Below are 19202 nucleotides of genomic sequence, written 5' to 3'. Positions count from 1 at the left end.
GATCGCTGTCCGTCGCGCTCGTATCGAACCCGGTCGAGACCCGGCGGCCGGCCGGCGCCGCGGGGTCGACGGCGGCCACCGCCCGTTCGCCGTCAACCCCCTGCGGGGTCCCCCGCGTAGCGGCTTGCATGGGAGAACCGACCACACGAGAGGGAGAGTCATGACTCCGGAATCACCCGAGCAGACACCACCCGGCACCGAGGCCGAGCTGACGCCGAAGGCCGATCACGGCGAGACGAGCTACAGCGGCACCGGCCGGCTGAGCGGCAAGGTCGCCCTGATCACGGGAGCCGACAGCGGCATCGGCAAGGCCGTCGCGATCGCCTTCGCCCGCGAGGGCGCCGATGTGGCGATCTCGTACCTCGACGAGGACGAGGACGCAGAGGACACCGCCCGCTGGGTCCGCGAAGCCGGCCGCGAGGCGCTGCTGCTACCCGGCGATCTCCGCGACCCCGAGCACTGCCGCTCCGTCGTGAACGAGACCGTCGAGCGGTTCGGGCACCTCGAGGTGCTCGTCAGCAACGCCGCGTTCCAGATGAGCCGCGAGCGCGTCACCGACATCCCCGACGACGAGTGGGACCGCACCCTCGCGACCAACGTCAGCGCCTACTTCCACCTGGTGAAGGCCGCGCTCCCCCACCTCAAGGCTGGAGCGTCCATCATCGCGACCAGCTCGGTGCAGTCCGACCAGCCGTCGTACCAGCTCCTGCCGTACGCAGCGACGAAGGCGGCGATACTCAGCATGACCGCCTCCCTCGCGCAGGCCCTCGGCGAGAAGGGCATCCGTGCCAACTCGGTCGCACCCGGTCCGATCTGGACGCCGCTGATCCCCTCGACTATGCCCCCGGAGGCGGTCGCTGAGTTCGGCGAGCAGGTGCCTCTCGGACGCCCCGGCCAGCCGGCCGAGGTCGCACACGCCTACGTCCTCCTCGCCTCCGACGACGCGAGCTACATCAGCGGATCGACGATCGCCGTCACCGGCGGGAAGCCGATCCTCTGATCATGGTCGAGGCCACCGCTCACCCGCAGGAACCTGCGGTAGGTTCCCGCGAGTGAGCGTCCACATCCGCAGCATCGAGACCGCGGTGCCGGGCACAGTCCTGCACCAGTCGGAGGTGCGCGACCTCTTCGCGTCCCAGCCCGGGATCAGCCGTCTCGGCTCCCGCCTGCTCGGGGCCGCGTTCGGCGCCTCCGCCATCGACACCCGCAACACGGTCGTCGCCGAGCTCGACGGCGCCGAGCACGAGGGCCCGAGCGTCTTCTACGACGCTGCCGAGGGGCGCGTGCTCGATCCGGGGACCGCGGCCCGCAACGCCGTGTACACCGAGCGGGCTCCCGAGCTGTTCACGGAGGCGGCCCGCCGGGCCCTCGAGGCGGCCTCGTTCGACGCCGCCGACGTCACCCACGTCGTCACCGTCTCGTGCACCGGTTTCTACGCGCCCGGCCCCGACTACCAGCTCGTCCGGCGGCTCGGCCTCGCCCCGTCGACGCAGCGCTTCCACCTCGGTTTCATGGGCTGCTACGGCGCGTTCCCTGGGCTGCGCGCGGCGGTGCAGTTCTGCGAGGCCGATCCGGAGGCGGTCGTCCTCGTGGTCGCGGTCGAGCTCTGCACGATCCACCTCACCAGTTCCAACGACCCCGAGCAGATCGTCGCCACCTCCGTCTTCGCCGACGGTGGAGCCGCAGCGGTCGTCACCGCACGCGAGCCGCTCCCCGGCGCTCCGCGACTCGACCTCGACGCGCTGTCCACGACGCTGACCGACGAGGGCGAGACCGAGATGGCCTGGACCATCGGCGACCACGGCTTCACCATGCGGCTGAGCACCTACGTGCCGTCGATCATCGGCGCGAACATCGAGGGAGCCGTCGCACCGCTCCTCGAGGGCGCGGGCGTGGGCCTGGGCGATGTGGCCCGCTGGGCGATCCACCCGGGCGGGAGGAGCATCCTCGACAAGGTGCAGAGCTCGCTCGCACTCGATGACGAGCAGCTCCACCCCTCCCGCGAGGTGCTGCGGACGAACGGCAACATGTCGAGCGCGACGATGCTTTTCATCCTGCGGCGCCTCCTGCACGGCGAGGCGGCCGACGGCGAGCGCGTCGGCGCGATGGCGTTCGGACCGGGCCTGACCGTCGAGCTCGCGCTGCTGACCAAGCGGGGCGGGGAGTGACTCCACGCGCTCCCCTGGCACCGGACCTGCGCCGCCGCGAAGTCTCGGCGCAAGAGCTGATGGACGACCCCGACTGCGACCGGACGCTGCTCGACGCCACCTACGCCCGCTTCGGCACCGTCAACCGGCTCGTGTCGGGCTGGCGAGGCGTGTACCGATCGCGCCTGCGACCGCTCCTCGGCCCGGACGAGCCGTTCCGCTTGCTCGACATCGGCTCGGGAGGCGGTGACGTCGCCCGCGCGCTCGTCGGCTGGGCGCGAGCGGACGGGCTGCGGCTCAGCGTCACGGCGGCCGATCCGGACGAGCGGGCCTGGACCTTCGCCACCTCGACGCCGGCGCCGCCGGGAGTCGAGTTCCGCCGGGCGAGCAGCACCGACCTCGTCGTCGAGGGCGACCGCTTCGACCTCGTGACGTCGAACCATGTGCTGCACCACCTGGCTCCGGAGGCGCTCGCCGCGCTGCTCGCGGACAGCGAGCGTCTGGCGCCGCGCGCGCTGCACAACGACATCGAGCGCTCGCGGCTGGCCTACACCGCCTACCTCCTGGCGACGCGCCCGATCGCGGCGGGGTCGTTCCTGCACTACGACGGCTCGCTCTCGGTGCGGCGCAGCTTCACCGCCGCCGAGCTGCGCGCGGTGGCGCCGGAGGGCTGGCGGGTGCAGCGCGCGGCGCCCTACCGGCTGCTGCTCACCCGGGGCGACGTGTGAGGCGGGGCCGGGCGGGCGCGAGTCGAGCGGGCGCCGGCTGGCTGCGGGCCGCCGCCGTCAGCTACTCCGCCAACTGCGCGCTCGGCACGGCTGTCGCGGCGGGGGTCGCGCACACCGGCCGCTGGCACTGGATCCACCATGCGCTCTACATCTGCACGTCGACTCTCACGGCCCTCGCCTGGGCGATGCTGCGCCGATCGGATCCGCGGGCCGCGGCCGCGCTCGCTCCCGCGGGCGTCCCGCTGGCGGTCATCCCCTTCGCGGGGACGCACGGGAGGCGGCACCCGGCGATCGCGCTGGCTGCGGCTCCGTTCGTGCTCGCCGCGCTGCTGCGGACGCGTCGCTAGCGAGGGGGCTCGACGTCGCGGTCGGAGTCGGCACGCCAGGAGCGCAGAGCCTGCCAGCCGGCGATCGCAAGGATGAGGGCACCGCAGAGCATCGTCAGCAGGTTCGGCACCGAGAAGCCGGTGCTCGCGACCGAATTGATGCCCGCGCCGAGCACGAGCACACCGCCCACGAGGTAGAAGATGACCCTCGTCTTCATCGTTCCACCGCTTCCGTCGGCCGGCACAGGACCCTCGATGCTACCCCGCGCCTCCGGGGCGGGCACAGGCGGGGCGGCCGTCGGGAGTCGTCAGCAGCGTCGTCGGCGGGGGTCCGTCATCGAGGACGACTGTCGTCGACTGCACTGGATCGAGCGGACCGAGCGATCCGCCTGGCATTTGTGTACTCGTACAGCGCCGCCAGCACCGTGAATACGCCACTGGCGATGCCGAGCATCGCCGGCCCCGTTTCGCCCCCGCCTCGGAGGAAGGACGAGCTGGACCCCACCACGAGGAGTCCGCTGATCAGCAGCAGAAGCGCTCTACTTCCGTGAGTCACGATTCTTCTCTCTGGTCTCGTTCGCTGCGCCGACGAAGGGTCACTCTCACTATCACTCCAGCGGGCCGGCCCCGACGGTCAGATCCCTCTCTGCGAGCGGGCTGCCCTCTGGTCTACATTCGCGATCCGCGACGAGCAACCCTCGCAAAGAGGGGACGCGAGCGCGAGGGGCGACGGCGACCGCGCCGGCGCACAGCCGGGACGGGGCAGGATCGAGGCATGGAGTTCCTCGATGTCGTCCGGCGCCGGAAGACCACCAACGGCGCGTTCCTGCCCGATCCCGTCTCCGAGGAGCACCAGCGGCTCCTGATGGAGGTGGCCGGCCGGGCCCCCTCCCAGCTGAACAGTCAGCCGTGGCGGTTCGTGCTCATCGACGAGCGGGAGACCATCGAGCGGATCGCAGCGATCAGCGGCGAGAGTATGACGACGGCGATGTCGAACGGCACCTTCTTCGAGCGCTACAAGCCCTACTTCCGCTTCAGCAGCGACGAGATGGAGCAGCGGCGCGACGGGATGCTCTTCGATCGGCTGCCCGCTCCGCTCCGCCCCTTCACCAAGCAGGTCTTCACCAAGCGAGGACAGTTCCTGATGAACTCCCTGCGGGTGCCGCAGACGCTCGGCGAGGAGAACCGCCGACTCGTCGCGGGCTCGCCGCTGCTGCTCGGGGTGATGCTGGACCGCTCCGAGTACCGGCCGGGCGAGCTCTCGTCGTTCTACTCGGTGTTCAGCATGGGCGCGGCGATGGAGAACGTCTGGCTGACGACGGTGGAGGTCGGGATGGGGATCCAGTTCGTGTCGTTCCCGATGGAGGTGCCCGGCGCGTGGGCGCAGATCGAGTCGCTGCTGGCCGTGCCCGACGATCTGGAGCTGATGGCGGTGTACCGGCTCGGGTACCTGCCTCCGGAGCAGCGGCGCCCGGCTATCGACTGGTCGTCGCACCAGCGCAAGCTCCCGTCGCAGTACGTGTTCCGCGGCACATGCGCGACGCCTCAGGAGGGCTGGGACTCCCCGCCCGGGCCGTGACGCTCCTCCGGGCCGACGGAGGCGACTCCCGGAGGCACCCGCGGCACGCGGGATCCCGATCGGCCCACGGGAGCACCGCCCGCGATCCGGCGAGCCGAACGGGTCTCCGCGAGTCGGAGATCCCCGCCGGACTGTCGACTCGAACGACACTCGTCGACTATCGTGGCGCTGGACTCGCCTGCCCTCGGATACGGCCCCTCACCGGGGCTGTCAATGGGGGTCCGGCGTGTCTCCTACCCGATTCCCCGACCCGGGGGTCGAGCGGATACCGTCCCCGAGGAGCTGTCCGACCGGGACGGCCTGATGGACGAAGGGGGCCCGTGGCCACGCTCATCTACGGACCGCAGAACCTCGAGATCGAATTCGAGGAGCGAGTCCTCGCACACCTCAAGGTCGCTGTTCTCTCGAAGCTGCGGCGCAACGAAGCCTTCTCGCTGTCGTGGATGGAGGACGCCTCCACCGGTCACGGCCGGAGCTCGGTGTGGCTGCACCCGTCGGTGCCGCTGCACTTCCGCTTCAGCGAGGCTCACCAGCCCAAGCTCAACCGCGCCTGGATCGAGCAGATGCTCAGCGTCGCGAGCATGCACGGCGAGCTGTCCGTCCTGCCCGAGCCCGAGGAGCCGCACCAGGGCGCCTGACCCAGCCGGCCTCGGACTGCCGTCGGCGCGAGAACGCACGCGGCGCCCTCAGGCGCTGCACGGACGCGTCTGGCTACGCTCGGTCGGATGAGCAGTCCTCACCCCCGCACCGCGACCATCCGCTCCACGCTCCGCCCCTATCGGAGCGCCATCGTGATCCTCGTCGCGGCGGCGCTGTTCCTCGGAGTCGTGGCGCTCGGGCAAGCCGGGTCGGGAGGCGCACCGCTCGCCGCCCCCACATCGACCGCCACGGCAGAGCAGCAGCCGAGCATCGAGCGACGCGACGCCGACGATCCGGCCGCGATCGGCTCCCTCGACGCCCCGGTGGTGCTCACCGAGTGGACCGACCTCCGCTGCCCCTTCTGCGCGCAGTTCGGCCGCGAGACCCTCCCCTCGATCGTCCAGGACTACGTGGTCGCCGGGAAGGTGCGGGTCGAGTTCCACGACGTCGCCTTCTTCGGTGAGCAGTCCGCGCAGGCGTCCGTCGCCGCGCGCGCCGCGGGCCGTCAGGGGGCGTTCGCCGACTATCTCGACGCCGTGTTCCAGGCGGCGCCCGACTCCGGGCACCCCGACCTACCGCGCGAGAAGCTGATCGACTTCGCGCGCACAGCCGGAGTCGCCGACCTCGCCCGCTTCGAGGCCGACCTCGACGATCCCTCCCTGCTCCAGGCGGTTGAGCAGGACACGGTGAGCGCCCAGCGGCTCGGCGTCACCAGTGTCCCCTTCTTCGTCGCCGACGGGACCGTGCTCTCGGGCGCGCAGCCGGTCGACCGGTTCCGCGCGCTGCTCGACTCCGCGCTCGCGGGCGCCTGAGCGGTGGAGCTCGGACTCCTCGGCGCCTTCGCGGGCGGCCTGCTGACCCTCCTCAGCCCGTGCTCGGTCATGGTGCTGCCCGCCTTCTTCTCGTACGCCTTCGCGTCTCCGACTGCGGTGCTGGGCAAGACGGCGGTGTTCTACCTCGGGCTGATCACCACGCTCGTCCCGCTCGGCGTGCTCGCGGGCACCGTCGGCGCGTTCGTCGCCGAGCATCGGGAGGCGGTCGTCACCGCCGCCGCGGTGCTCGTGATCGCCCTCGGCCTGCTGATGCTCAGCGGCCTGCCGCTCCCGTTCCTCTCGCACCACGTCGCGGGCGGCACGACGACGGCGAGCGTCTACGCGCTCGGGACGGTCTACGGGCTCGCGGGGGTCTGCGCCGGTCCCGTACTCGGCACGGTACTGACCTTCGCCGCAGTGAGCGGGGACGCGCTCGCCGGAGGGGTCGCGCTGCTGGTCTTCGCCGCCGGGATGGCGTTCCCACTGCTCGTGCTGAGCCTGCTCTGGTCCCGACTGCCCGTCGTGCGCACGCTCGTGCGGCCGCGGGAGGTGCGGCTCGGCCGCTGGCGCACGACGCTCTCGGCAGTCGTCGGAGGCGGTATCACGGTGGCGCTCGGCGCGCTGCTCCTGGCCACGCACGGCACGGCGAGCCTCGGCGGCGGGCTCGGCGCCTCCGCCGCGGTGCGCATCGAGGGATGGACACTCGACACGGCGGGCGCAGTGCCGGACGCCGCGGTGCTGGCTGTGGTCGCCGTCCTCGCGGCGGTCGCGCTCGTCGTGATGCGGCGGCGCGCCCGCCGCGCCGGGCGGGTCGCGCGCTCAGGCGGGGAGTGAGGCTTCGATCAGACCGACGATCCGCGGGTCGTCCGGCTCGACCGACGGGCGGAAGCGGTGCACCGTGCCGTCGGCGGTGATCAGGAACTTCTCGAAGTTCCACTTCACCCGGCCGGCCTTGCCCTCCTCGTCCTCGGTCTTCGTCAGCTCGGCGTAGAGGGGATGGGCCGAGCGGCCGTTGACGCGCACCTTCTCGAACATCGGGAACGTGACTCCCCAGGTGGTCGAGCAGTACTCCTTGATCCGGTCCTCATCGCTCAGCTCCTGGAGGAACTGGTTGCTGGGGAAGCCCAGCACCGTGAATCCGCGCTCGCCGTAGGTCTTCTGCAACGTCTCGAGCTTCTCGTACTGCGGGGCGAGACCGCAGCGGGAGGCGACGTTGACGACCAGTCGCACAGGAGGGTAGTCGGCGAGGGTCGACGCGGCGCCGTCGATGGTGGTCAGGGGGATGTCGTCGATCGTGTCGGGCACAGGAGCTCCATTCGGACGTGATGGCCAGAGGCTACTCGCCGACACCGAGGGAACCCCGAACGCTCGAGAGAGCCCTCTGCAGCAGGCTCCCTCGACGCTCCGGGGTTCCCTCGGCAGGACGTCCGGGGTTCCCTCGGCGGGCGCGGGGTTCCACCATGGGGAGCATGGCATCGTCACAGCAGCTCGTCACCGTGGCGGGACGGCGCCTCCGACTGACCCACCTCGACAAGCTCGTGTACCCGGAGGCGGGGTACACCAAGGCCGACGTGCTCGGCTATTACGCCTCCGTCGCCTCCGCGATGCTGCCGCACGTGGCACGTCGGCCGGTCACCCGCAAACGCTGGGTCGACGGAGTCGGAACGGCCGAGCAGCCGGGCGAGGTCTTCTTCGAGAAGAACCTCCCCTCCTCCGCCCCGCACTGGCTGAGCCGCACCCGGCTCACACACGCCTCGCGCGACATCGAGTACCCGCTCGTCGACGACGTCGCCGGGCTGACCTGGCTCGCGCAGCAGGCGTCGCTCGAACTGCACGTGCCGCAGTGGCGCGTCGGATCGGCCGGCGAACGCCGCCCACCGGACCGCCTCGTGCTCGATCTCGACCCCGGCGAGGGCGCCGGTCTCGCGGAGTGCGCCGAAGTGGCGTTCCTGGCGCGCGACCTGCTCGAGGGGATGGGGCTGGCGCCGCTGCCCGTCACCAGCGGCAGCAAGGGCATCCACCTCTACTGCGCGCTCGGCGCCTCCGCCACCAGCGAGCAGATCTCGACCGTCGCCCACGAGCTGGCGCGGGCTCTCGAATCCGACCACCGCGACCTCGTCGTCTCGGACATGAAGAGAACCCTGCGCGAGGGCAAAGTCCTGGTCGACTGGAGCCAGAACGCGGCCGCGAAGACGACGATCGCGCCGTACTCGCTGCGGGGACGCCTCCTGCCCGCCGCTGCCGCACCCCGCAGCTGGGAGGAACTGGGCGCTGCGGGCCTGCGCCAGCTCGCACCGGACGAGGTGATCGAGCGGCTCAGGAGCGACGGCGACCTGCTCCAGCCGCTGCTCGCGGCTCGCGGCGCCGGGGTGGAACCGACTCCGGAGCGGATGGCGGGCTTCGCCGCGACCGAGGCCTCCGCCGACCGGCTCGCCGCCTACCGCAGCATGCGCGACGCCGCCCGAACCCCGGAGCCCGTACCCGAGCCCGGGTCCGGCACCACCGCCTCGGGCGACACCTTCGTGATCCAGGAGCACCACGCCCGACGCCTGCACTACGACTTCCGCCTCGAGCACGACGGCGTGCTCGTCAGCTGGGCCGTGCCCAAGGGCCCGCCGCTGGAGGGCGACCCGAACCGGCTCGCCGTGCAGACAGAGGACCACCCGCTCGAGTACGCGACCTTCGAGGGCACCATCCCGGCCGGCGAGTACGGCGGCGGCGAGGTCCGCATCTGGGACGAGGGCAGCTACGCGCTCGAGAAGTGGCGGGAGGGCGAGGAGGTGATCGCCGTGCTCAGCGGGCGCGCAGACGGCGGTCTCGGCGGCGAGCCCCGCCGCTACGCCCTGCTGCACACCGGGTCGAAGGCGGGAGCCGAGAAGAACTGGCTGCTGCACCTCATGGCGCCCGGGGCGGCGCACGGGGAGGGGACGAAGCGACGGGGCCGGGCGGGCGGGGCCGCCGCGTCCGCCGCCTCCCGGCCCGCACCCTCCGCCTCGACCCCGGGCGACGGCGAGACGCCGCGACGCCACCGCCCCATGCTCGCGACGGCCGGACGCCGCACCGACGTCGATCCGGACGCCGCCATCGAGATGAAGTGGGACGGCTACCGGGCCCTCGTACGCGTGCAGGGCGGCGCGGTGACCCTGACCAGCCGCAACGGCAACGACCTGACCGCGGTGTTCCCGGACGTGCTCGGGCCCCTGGCCGCGGCCTCTGCCGATGCCGTGCTCGACGGCGAGATCGTCGCCCTCGACGCACGCGGGCGCCCCGACTTCGGCGCCCTGCAGACCCGCGGCGGGCTGAGCGCGCCGCGCGAGATCGAGGCGGCGGCCCGGACGACTCCCGTGCACGTGATGCTGTTCGATCTGCTCGAGCGCGCCGGCGAGGACGTCACCGCCCGCGACTACGATTCCCGCCGTGCCGCCCTCGTCGAGCTCGTCGCCGAGAACGAGCGCGTGCACCTCCCGTCGGTGTTCGACGGCGATCTGGAGGAGGCGATGGCGACCAGCCACAGCCTGGGGTTGGAGGGCGTGGTCGCCAAGCGCCACGACTCCCCCTACCGGGAGGGCAGCCGCTCCCGCGATTGGATCAAGCTCACCCACCACCGGCTCCAGGAGGTGGTGATCGTGGGCTGGAGGGAGGGCAAGGGCGGGCTGCAGGGCTCGGTCGGCGCGCTGCTGACCGCGATCCCCTGCGATGACGGGCTGGTGTACTCCGGCCGGGTCGGCACCGGTTTCAGCGACCGCGAGCGCCGCAGCCTCGTCGACCGCCTGGCTGAGCACGCGAGCGACGAGCCGGCCGTCTCGGTGCCTCCGGCCGAGTCGCGCGGGGTGCACTGGGTGTCGCCGGTGCTGGTCGGCGAGGTCCGCTACCGCGAGCGCACCTCTGCCGGCACGCTGCGGCAGCCGGTGTGGCGCGGTTGGCGAGCGGACAAGGCTGCGAGCGAGGTGCGGGTGGAGGGGCCGGGCGCGGAGGGGAGCTGAGCGCCCGTTCTCGAGCGCCGGAGCCGACGCCACCGCCCGCAACGGCTCCGGGCTTCGCCGGATGAGCGGACGAACTGTCCGAGAGCGCCGTACGCGGCCGTCGCGGCCGGGGTTCTGTGGAACACGAGCGGAGCGATCTCGGTGGGCCGGGAGCCTCGGCAGCTCGATCGGCGCGTTCCTGCCGATGACGATGCTGTCGACGATCCGGACGCAGCTCGAGCCCTGGCAACTGCTCGAGGCCGCGCTCGGAGGCGTCGCCGTCGCTGTCCTCGCCCGGCTCGTCTCCGCATCCGCGGGGGGGGGGGGGGGGGGGGACCTCGGCGAGGCGCTCAGCGGGGCTCCGGAGCGGCTCGTCTCGGCATCCGCGGGGGGAGGGCGAGCGCGGCTGGTCCCCTCTGTTCGGTGCCGTCGTGGCGGGCGCGCCGGCAGGCTTCGCCCAGGACGCCGTCACGATCCTCACCGCTCTGCCCTGGCGCGCTTCCCTGCCCAGGAGAGAGCGGCGCCCTCAGTCCAGGCGCACGCCGCGCAGGAGGAGGAGGGTCGCGCCGACCGCCGCGCCCGTCCCGACGAGCACGCCGCCCGCTCCCGCGGCGACGGCGAGCACGCCGAGCACGCTCGGCAGCGCGATCAGCCCGAGCCGGTTGCCCGCCAGGCGCAGCGCAAGGGCGCGGCCGTGGCGGTCGGTGGGGGTCCGCTCGATCAGCCACGACATCGTGATGGGCTGGCCGATGCCGAGCCCCAGCCCCAGCGCGGCGACAGCCACGAACAGCACGGCAGTGGGGGCGGGTAGGGCGACCAGCATCAGGCAGAGCGCCGAGACGAGGATCCCGCCGACCATCACCGGGGTGCGGCCGAGCCGCGCCGTCGCGGCGCCGAGCAGCAGACGCGACGCCATCGACGCGAGCGCGCGGACGGTGAGCAGGGCACCGACGACGCCCGCGGGCAGCCCCCGCTCGGTGCCGAGGGCGGGCAGGTAGACGACGGTCAGGTCGACGGCCGCCACGACGGTCGCGCTGGTCAGTAACGCGCGGGCGAGGCCGGGGACTCGCAGCAGGCCCAGCGTCGAAAGGCCCGGTGTCGAAAGGCCCGGCGTCGATCCGGAGGAGGCCGCCTCGGCCGGTTTCTGCCCGTGCGGAGCAGAGCTCCGGATCCCCGCGGTCACGGCCAGGAGCAGCACGGCGAGCACGCCGCCGGTGACGAACAGCGGCGCCGGATCGGGGCGCACCGAGCCGCCGGCGAAGACCGGGATGAAGGCCGGGCCGATCGCCTGCCCGAGCGATGCGGCGAAGGTGTAGTAGCCGAAGCGGCTGTCGAGGCGGGTGCCTCCCGCGCCTCCGGCGACCACCGTCTGCTGCCCGACGACGCAGCCCAGGTGGCCCGCTCCGAGCAGCGCGATGCCGAGGAGCAGCCCGACGACGCTCCCTCCCGCGAGCAGCAACACGGCAGCGGCGACGACGGCGACCAGCGCGCCGAGCGCCATCACGAGTCGCGCCCCGACGCGGTCGACCAGGCCACCGACCGGCAGCGCGATCAGGAGCGGCACCAGCGCGAAGGAGGCGCCGAGCGCGCCGAGCGCCCACGCCGGCACGTCGAGCTGGAGGGCCTGGTAGACGGCGGCCGGCCGCAGGAGGAACGCGACAGCCTGGATGAGGACGGCGTGCGCCAGCAGCGCCGGGGTGGCGAGGCGGTTCCGCAACGGCGTTCCTCTCCTGCGGGCGGCACACACGACCGACGCTCCCCCATCCTCGCGCACGGCGCGGAGTCGTCGGGCGTCTCCTCCGCGCCCCTCTTTGGGGGCCTGCCCTGAGCCATACTCATATGGTTATCTGTTCTCGGCGCAGCACCGTCCCGATCGGGCTGCGCCGCCTGGGAGGCGCGTCGACGCGTGGCCGACACGAGGCGCACCCCCGCTGCCGTGGCGGTCGCTGCACACGGCGCGCCTCCCTCCGCTCGGGCTCCCGGCGCAACGGAGCGGCCGGGGAGCCCGAGCGTGACGGGCGCGGATCCGGTTCGACGTCGGGATCGGAGAACCGTGGAGGACACCACGACACCGTCGATGAAGGACGCCCTGGTCGCACTCGGGGGTGGGGGCCCGCTTCCTGCTCATCGCACCGGTCGTGGGGATGGACGGGCCGGTGCCCGTCATCCTCGTCGGCGCCGCCCACATTCTCTGGGGAGCACGGACTCGGCGACGTCACCACGCCCGCCGAAGGAGACCGAGAAGGCTCGTTCTCCCCATCGAGTACGAGCCTTCTCGCGTGCTGAGCGCCCGCCGTCAGAGCGCGTGCTCGGGCAGCGCGCCCAGGCGGCGCCGGCCGCGCAGGAGGAACCAGGTCAGGCCGATTCCGACGACCACCGCGATCACGATCACGGCGCTGTACCGTAGCGGCGCACCGTAGACCTCGACACGGGGCCAGGCCAGGTTCACCGTCATGGCGGCGCCCCAGAGCACCGCGACGAGGGTCACCGGGAGACCGGCGCGGCCGAGCGAGAATCGGCCGGGCTCGGCCGCCGGCCACCGTCCGCGCAGCCGCGCGACGAGCAGGGGCACCGTCACGAGCAGGTAGGCCAGATAGATCAGGATGACCGCCACGCTCGTCACCGCCGTGAAGATCGAGGGCGTCCCGATGCTCACCACGAGGATCAACACGGCGAGCACCCCGACGAGCAGCGCGGGCGCCGCGGACATGCCGCGTACCGGATCGACCCGCGCGAGCATCCGGCTCGCGGGGAGCGCGGTGTCGCGGGCCATCGCGAAGATCAACCGGATGCCGGCGGTGTGCACGGCGAGAGCGCACACGGTGATCGCGACGACGACGCAGAACAGGAACACCGTTCCCAGCGGCCCGCCGAGCACCTGGAGCACGACCCGCTGCAACCCGCCCCAAGCCTGCCCGAGCGCCGGGTCGCCGAGGTCGGGTGCGGCGAGGATGCCCAGCAGCAGGATCAGGCCGCCGAGGACGAAGGAGGCGGTCACCGCACGGAGGATGGCAGTCGGCGCGGTCCGGCGCGGATCGACGGTCTCCTCGCTCAGCGAGCCGGCGGTGTCGAAGCCGTACATGACGTACGCCGAGGCGATCGCGGCGATGAGGAAGGCGCCCACGTAGCCTCCGGGCGACCCGTCGCCGTAGCCGCGGGTGTCGAGGAGCACGCTCGGCGGGTGCACGACGTTCACGGCCAGAACGATCACGAGCAGCACCGCCGCGATCAGCTCGATCAGCACCCCGACGCTGGTGATCCGCGCCATCAGCCGCACACCGCGGGCGTTCACGACCGTCGTGAACGCGATCAGCGCGGCTCCCCAGAGCACGGCGTTGACCGAGAAGGAGGCGCCGGTGCCGTCGCCGATGAGCTGGAACCCGCTCCAGATCTGCGGGAGCGTCGCCTGGTAGGCGAGCACCACCGCCGCGAGCGTGACGATCGTGGCGGCCGCCATCAGCCAGCCGGCGAGCCAGCCCACCGTGGGCCCCGCCAGGCGCTTGCTCCAGTTGTAGACGGAGCCGGCGACCGGGTATCGCGCCGCGAGCTCAGCGAAGCAGAGCGCCACGGCCAGCTGCCCGACGAAGACGATCGGCCACGACCACCAGTAGGCGGGCCCACCCAGGGCGAAGCCGAACGAGAAGAGCTGGAACGTGCCGGTCAGGATCGAGATGTAGCTGACTCCCGCAGCGAAGCTGCCGAAGCGCCCCACGCCGCGGCTCAGGGAGGAGCGGTAGCCGAACTCGGCGGCGCCGTCGTCGCTCATGGATTCCCCCCTCCCGGGGCGCGGCCGGCGCGCCGGCGTCAGGATGCCACTCGGCGGCCCACGAGAACGATCGCCCGGCGCCGATCAGCCCTGGGTTGCCCTGGATGCGCGCACGCCGTGGGGGCCCAGCAGCTCGATCAGCTCTTCGACGCCGGAGACGGGCTGCGGCACCGCGCCGACACCGGGTCCGGAGGGTCGGTAGCTCGGCGGATCGGTCGGCAGCACGTGTCCGACGGGTCGCCCCTTCTCCCACACGGTCAGGAGGACGGAGCCGTCGCGCTCGTCCGGCGCACCGATCTCGAAGACCCGGCCGCGGACGATGGCCCGCTGCGGCTCCTTGCGCGCGAGGCGCACCCATAACGGATGGTCGCAGTTCATCCTGCCCGCCCTCTCCGGTCGGCCGGCGGCCGTGCCAGTGACGCGACCCGCCTCGGCGATTCACCTGGTCTGCGGGTCGTTCGCCACCACGGTACGTGGGCGGAAGGAGCCGTGAGCAGGGGTTCACGGCGGTCCCCGGCCGTGATAGCGCCGACGGGGCATTCACTACCGAGAGAGCTCAGTGCTGCAGAATCCGGCGCCGCGTGAGCCCCGTTCCCCAGGGCTCGACGCCGTACCTTCGAGGTGGACCGGCGCGGCGAGAGGCGGATCCGCGCACCTGACGCACAGAGGGAGGATTCCGGCAAGCTCCCCCGACCCCGCTTGTCGACATCACACAACCTGCGGAACAGTGGAGGGAGGGGGCAGCCGCATGCCGGCCCGCCGAGAAGGACTGGGGACGCAGATGGGGAAACTGCACTACGACGGTACCGTCGAGATCGACTTCGAGGACCGGGTTCTCGCTCACCTCCAGATCGTCATCACCGGCAAGCTCCGCCGCAACGAATCGTTCTTGCTCAGCTGGCGCGACGACCACAGCATGGGCGACGGCCGCAGCGCGATCTGGCTGCACCCCTCGCACGCCCTGCGCTACAAGTACTTCGGAGGGCGCATGCCCCGCATCAACCCGGCGTGGATCGCCGCGCTGACCGACCTCGCGAATTCTCCCGGCGGTCTCTACATCATCTCGGAGCCCCCCGAGGCCGCGCGTCGCCCCGACAGGGAGGAACACCGGTGAAGCGCACCGACGTCGTCGACGGCGGCGGCGCCTCGACGGCACGACCACGACCCAGGAGACGTTCCGCGCCGCGGCCGGCGCAACCCTCACCGCTCCGACGCCGCAACGACCCGCCGTCGACCGCGGAGAGCGGCGGGCGAACACAGCTCTGACCCTCACCGATACCCACCGTGCCCTCACCGACACGCACCGCACTGACCGACGAGGTCGAGCCGGAGGCCGCCGAGGCGGAGCACAGCGCGCTCGGTGACGAGACGGAGAGCGCATCCGGCATCATTCCAGGGCGGACTCCTACCGTCGCCGAGGCGGAGAAGTCAACCATGTCGACGTGCCCTTCTGATCGATCTACGGTCGTCGTCGTGCCGTTCCGAGCGACCCAGCGTCGGAGCGACGCAACGACGTCGCGTGCGGACCCTGCGCGACGATCCGTCCGACATCGACAGCGCCTGGATCAGGTGCTCCACACAGCCACGGGCTCCTGGCCAGGAGAAGACCCATGACCGACCCTGCCTTCGCTGTGCTCGACGAGCTGATCGCAGCCCTTGAGCAACCCGGAGCGATCGACCTCGGTCTCGGCGGCAGTGTCGTCGCTCGTGCGAGGACACTGCGCGGCCGCCCCGGAACACTCCGCCCGCGGCAGGCTCGCTCCCCGGGGCACCGGCTGGTCCGTCCCGCGTCCGCGACGACGAGGACGCTCCTGCGCCGTCGGTTCGCGGTGCCCGGCACGCGGACGGGGCGTCGTCCTGGTCCCGTTCGGCGGCTCAGGCAGGCGAGAACGCTCTCGATGCCCCGTCCCTGGTAGGACATCCGGTCGATCGCGTCGCGATCACCGCGGCGCTCGGGATCAGTCGTCCTCCCCGGAGCTCCCGCTCCGGCGACGGGTCGACGTCGGAGGTGTAGTCCGCCACTGCGCACGGCAGACGCTCTGCGCTGCGGAGAGCGGAGGCGCGTGCCACTCGGGGCCGTAGCCTCTGACGGTCGCGCATGTTAACGTGAACAAAGCCGACGGTTCTTCTGGACCGACGCTCCCTCTCCCCGAACGGAAAGGTCTCGACGATGAGACGACGCTCCCCGGAGCCCCCTGCCGCCGCGCCCCGGCGCCGCGCCCGATCCCTGTTCCTCGCCACCCTCGCGAGCACGAGCGTCGCCCTCACCGGCGTCCTCGTCCCTGTCACCGCCTCCGCGGCCGATGCTCCCGCCCCTACCGCCCACTACGACATGTCGCACGCCGGATCCGCTCTGCTCGACATCTCGGGCAACGGACGCAACGCCACCCTCACCGGGCTGACCGACGCCTCGTTCGCCGATGCCGGCGGCGACCGCGTCGCCCGCTTCCGAGCCGACGGCTACGCAGCGCTGCCGAAGGGCCTCGTCACCGGCTCCGACAACGCCTTCGCGGTCGAGTACACCGTCAAGACGCAGACGACCGCCAACCAGTTCGGCTGGGTCATCGGCAACGGCGTCGGCGCCTGGAACACCACCCAGCTCGGCAACCACGTGTTCGTGAACCCGCGCAATCCCGACGGGTCACCCAGCGGGCAAGTGCTCGCGGGCATGCGAGTGAAGGACAGCGGCAACGGCGAGACCCGCCTGCCCTTCGGCGGTGCGCTCAACCCCGGCTTCACGACGCTGACCCTCGTCGGCTCCGGCACGGGCTCGAGCACCACGCTGACGCTCTACCGCGACGGGACGCAGATCTCGACCGTCACGACAAGCAAGTCGATGGCGAGCATCGTCCCCTCCGGGTCGACGCTCGGCTACCTCGGCCGCTCCCTCTACAGCGGCGACGCCCTGGTCACTGCCGATGTGACCGACGTCAAGTTCTGGGACACGGCCCTCACCGCCGACCAGGTCTCGGCGAGCATGCCCTCGGCGGCCGCGAAATCGGCGGCGACCTCGGCGCTCCTGCGCTCCGACGTCCTCCCCGTCCTCCTCGCCGGCAACCCCTCGCTCACCGCGGTCTCCTCGAACCTGACGCTGCCCGCGACGAGCAGCGGCGTCCCGCTCACCTGGTCCTCGTCCGACACCGCCGTCGTGTCGAGCACCGGAGTCGTCTCGCGCAGCATCGCGCAGAACACCCCCGTGACCCTCACCGCGACCACCGGCCTCGGCACCACGCTCGCCTTCGACATCGTCGTGCTCGCGCCGAGCATCAACGACGACCTCGATGCGCTCGCGCTGGCCACCCGCACCACCGAGAACCTCCCCCTCGTGGTCGCGGGCACGAAGAACGGCACCAGTATCACCTGGACTTCCTCCGACCCGGCGCTCGTCACCCCGACGAACACTGCGTACACCGCGCCGGCCGTCGGCGCGGCCGATCCGTACCGCGGCGGCGGAGTCGTCACTCGTCCGGCCTACGGCTCGGGCGACAAACCGGTCACCCTCACCGCGACGGCGACGCTCAACGGCGTCACCGAGAGGCGCACCTTCACACTGACGGTCGCCGAGCTCGGACGCACCGCCCCCGATGCGGGCTACGCCGCGGCGTACTTCAGATCCGACGGCGACGAGAAGATCTACCAGGCCGCGACCGCGGGGAACGACTTCTTCACCTTCTCGCCGGTCAACGGCGGCAAGGCGGTCATCACCTCGACGACCGACACGAAGGGCTTGCGCGACCCGTTCATCCTCCGTTCGCACAACGGCGACAAGTACTACATGGTCGCCACCGACCTCTGCATCTCGTGCGGCACGAGCTGGGGCGACGCCCAGTCCAAGGGGAGCCTGAAGATCGAGGTGTGGGAGTCGACCGACCTGGTGCAGTGGACCCGCACCAACGGCGCCGACACCGGCATCACGGTCAACCAGCCCGCGGCCGGCATGACCTGGGCCCCGGAGGCGTACTGGGACGACGCGCTGCAGTCGTACGTCGTCTTCTTCTCGTCGCGCCTGTACTCCGACGCCTCGAAGACCAACAGCGACAAGCTCTACTCGCGTGTCTTCTCGGTGATCACGCGCGACTTCCGCACCTTCACCGCCCCGCCCGCCACCTGGCAGGACACGGGATACGCGCGGATCGACTCGACGATCACCAAGATCGGCGACTCCTACTACCGCTTCACCAAGAACGAGGAGGGCGGTGCCGCCGGCACCCTCGAGACGGGGAAGGACATCTTCCTCGAGAAGTCGACGGTGCTCACCGCGCCGACGACCAGCTCGAACTGGAACGCCGACCCGACGACGACCTGGCAGCTGACCGACACGAACATGACCTCGCTCGAGACCGGTCAGGCCGGTGAGGGGCCCGAGATCATCAAGCTGAACGCGGGCGACCCCAACGACACCACCGCGAACGGCGACGGCTACGCGTTCCTCGTCGACAACTACGGCAGCGGCGGCTACAGGGCGTTCGTCACCTCGGGCGCGGCCATCGCCGGCAGCTCGCAGGCGGCCCGACTCTCGAAGTCGGCGGAGTGGAACGTCTCGACCAAGGGCGGCCTCCCGGCCAGTCCTCGGCACGGCGCGTTCGTCAGCGTTCCGCAGACGGTGCTCACCGCGATGAAGGACTGGACCTCGGTCGCGGCGGTCGGATCCACCACGACGCTGACGGCCGACGGACGCACCGTCACCGCGAGGGTCGCGGCGGCCGACTCTGGAGAGGTCGCGGGCACTGTGACCTTCTCCGGCGGCAGCTGGTCGAGCACCGTGCGGCTCTCGGGAGGCGCGGCGAGCGCCGTGGTCCCGGCCGGAGTGGGCAGCGTCACCGCCTCCTACAACGGCTACGCCGACTCGCTGGTGCGCACCTCGGCCTCGGCCGCGGTGCCGCTCGACACGCTCGAACTCGCTCCGGCGGCCTCGACGCGCTGCATCGCCGGCACGGTGGTGCTCACCGTGGCCGTGAAGAACAGCGATACGGTGGCGGCCGATGTGACGGTCACCTCGGCCTCAGGGTCGAAGTCGTTCACCGCGGTCGCCCCCGGCGCGTCGGCCTCGGCCGCGTTCACCACGCGCCTGGTGTCGATGCCCGCGGGCAGCGTCACCGTGACCGGATCGGCGGCCGGCCAGCCGGCATACTCCGCGACGGTCCCGGTCCCCGCAGCGCGCTGCTGACGCGCTGACGTCCGAGGGGCCCCTCCACCCGCCGGCTCGGCGGAGGGAGGGGCCCCTTCCGTCGCGCGGGACCGGA

The 19202-nt window shown here is 72.0% G+C and carries 16 protein-coding genes; 11 read left to right on the top strand and 5 right to left on the bottom strand.

All coding sequences use genetic code 11. From position 1 onward, the window contains the following. Positions 1-160: 160 nt before the first annotated feature. From GSU10_RS01285 to GSU10_RS01270, 4 genes are read left to right on the top strand one after another with little or no spacing between them, the layout of a single operon-like run. The gene (locus GSU10_RS01285) at positions 161-1000 is read left to right on the top strand and encodes a glucose 1-dehydrogenase (RefSeq protein WP_068210569.1); all 840 of its coding nucleotides are present in this window, start codon (positions 161-163) and stop codon (positions 998-1000) included. Between the two features lie 52 nt (positions 1001-1052). Beyond that, positions 1053-2168 carry a type III polyketide synthase gene (locus tag GSU10_RS01280; RefSeq protein ID WP_068210566.1) on the top strand — a complete coding sequence of 372 codons (1116 nt, stop codon included), beginning with the start codon at positions 1053-1055 and terminating at the stop codon, positions 2166-2168. Continuing rightward, complete coding sequence (locus tag GSU10_RS01275) at positions 2165-2875, top strand: methyltransferase domain-containing protein (RefSeq protein WP_244311487.1); 711 nt, start codon at positions 2165-2167, stop codon at positions 2873-2875. Before GSU10_RS01280 ends, GSU10_RS01275 begins: the two co-directional genes overlap by 4 nt. Further along, the gene (locus GSU10_RS01270; protein WP_241972926.1) at positions 2872-3222 is read left to right on the top strand and encodes a hypothetical protein; all 351 of its coding nucleotides are present in this window, start codon (positions 2872-2874) and stop codon (positions 3220-3222) included. Before GSU10_RS01275 ends, GSU10_RS01270 begins: the two co-directional genes overlap by 4 nt. On the opposite strand, the gene GSU10_RS01265 is transcribed toward GSU10_RS01270, so the two are convergent. Next, the gene (locus GSU10_RS01265; protein WP_132505449.1) at positions 3219-3419 is read right to left on the bottom strand and encodes a hypothetical protein; all 201 of its coding nucleotides are present in this window, start codon (positions 3417-3419) and stop codon (positions 3219-3221) included. The genes GSU10_RS01270 and GSU10_RS01265 overlap by 4 nt on opposite strands. A 557-nt stretch (positions 3420-3976) precedes the next feature. Between GSU10_RS01265 and GSU10_RS01260 the strand changes: the two genes are divergently transcribed. The 4 genes from GSU10_RS01260 (at position 3977) to GSU10_RS01245 (ending at position 7065) form a co-directional block, all read left to right on the top strand. Next, entirely contained in the window at positions 3977-4780 is an 804-nt protein-coding gene (locus GSU10_RS01260; protein ID WP_068212907.1) for a nitroreductase family protein, read from the top strand. A 320-nt stretch (positions 4781-5100) separates the two neighbouring features. Then, positions 5101-5418 carry a DUF7882 family protein gene (locus GSU10_RS01255; protein WP_068212909.1) on the top strand — a complete coding sequence of 106 codons (318 nt, stop codon included), beginning with the start codon at positions 5101-5103 and terminating at the stop codon, positions 5416-5418. A gap of 87 nt (positions 5419-5505) precedes the next feature. After that, positions 5506-6231, top strand: a complete 726-nt coding sequence (locus GSU10_RS01250; RefSeq protein WP_082845274.1) for a DsbA family protein — start codon at positions 5506-5508, stop codon at positions 6229-6231. A 3-nt stretch (positions 6232-6234) separates the two neighbouring features. Next, positions 6235-7065: a cytochrome c biogenesis CcdA family protein gene (locus GSU10_RS01245; protein ID WP_132505452.1), complete on the top strand. Its 831-nt coding sequence runs from the start codon at positions 6235-6237 to the stop codon at positions 7063-7065. Here GSU10_RS01245 and GSU10_RS01240 read toward each other — a convergent pair. Continuing rightward, complete coding sequence (locus tag GSU10_RS01240; protein WP_241972927.1) at positions 7051-7536, bottom strand: glutathione peroxidase; 486 nt, start codon at positions 7534-7536, stop codon at positions 7051-7053. The two genes, GSU10_RS01245 and GSU10_RS01240, sit on opposite strands and share 15 nt — an antisense overlap. Positions 7537-7700: 164 nt before the next feature. Between GSU10_RS01240 and GSU10_RS01235 the strand changes: the two genes are divergently transcribed. Next, on the top strand, positions 7701-10214 hold the full coding sequence (locus tag GSU10_RS01235) for an ATP-dependent DNA ligase (RefSeq protein WP_132505458.1): 2514 nt from the start codon (positions 7701-7703) through the stop codon (positions 10212-10214). A 505-nt stretch (positions 10215-10719) separates the two neighbouring features. Here the strand turns inward: GSU10_RS01235 and GSU10_RS01230 are convergent. The 3 genes from GSU10_RS01230 to GSU10_RS01220 form a co-directional block, all read right to left on the bottom strand. Then, on the bottom strand, positions 10720-11910 hold the full coding sequence (locus tag GSU10_RS01230; RefSeq protein WP_132505461.1) for an MFS transporter: 1191 nt from the start codon (positions 11908-11910) through the stop codon (positions 10720-10722). Between the two features lie 579 nt (positions 11911-12489). Beyond that, a complete protein-coding gene (locus GSU10_RS01225) occupies positions 12490-13959 on the bottom strand; it encodes an APC family permease (RefSeq protein WP_068212541.1) in 1470 nt (489 codons plus the stop codon). An 84-nt stretch (positions 13960-14043) separates the two neighbouring features. Further along, positions 14044-14313 carry a hypothetical protein gene (locus GSU10_RS01220; protein WP_068212539.1) on the bottom strand — a complete coding sequence of 90 codons (270 nt, stop codon included), beginning with the start codon at positions 14311-14313 and terminating at the stop codon, positions 14044-14046. Between the two features lie 427 nt (positions 14314-14740). On the opposite strand from GSU10_RS01220, the gene GSU10_RS01215 reads away from it, so the two are divergent. Continuing rightward, the gene (locus GSU10_RS01215) at positions 14741-15073 is read left to right on the top strand and encodes a DUF7882 family protein (RefSeq protein ID WP_068212537.1); all 333 of its coding nucleotides are present in this window, start codon (positions 14741-14743) and stop codon (positions 15071-15073) included. A 1056-nt stretch (positions 15074-16129) separates the two neighbouring features. Then, positions 16130-19126 carry an immunoglobulin-like domain-containing protein gene (locus GSU10_RS01210; protein WP_082845248.1) on the top strand — a complete coding sequence of 999 codons (2997 nt, stop codon included), beginning with the start codon at positions 16130-16132 and terminating at the stop codon, positions 19124-19126. Positions 19127-19202 lie beyond the last annotated feature (76 nt).

This window comes from Rathayibacter tanaceti, from assembly GCF_009834165.1.
GTDB classification, from domain to species: Bacteria; Actinomycetota; Actinomycetes; order Actinomycetales; family Microbacteriaceae; genus Rathayibacter; species Rathayibacter tanaceti.
Note: the sequence above shows the minus strand (reverse complement) of the source record. Positions and strands in the feature narration are given on the sequence as shown.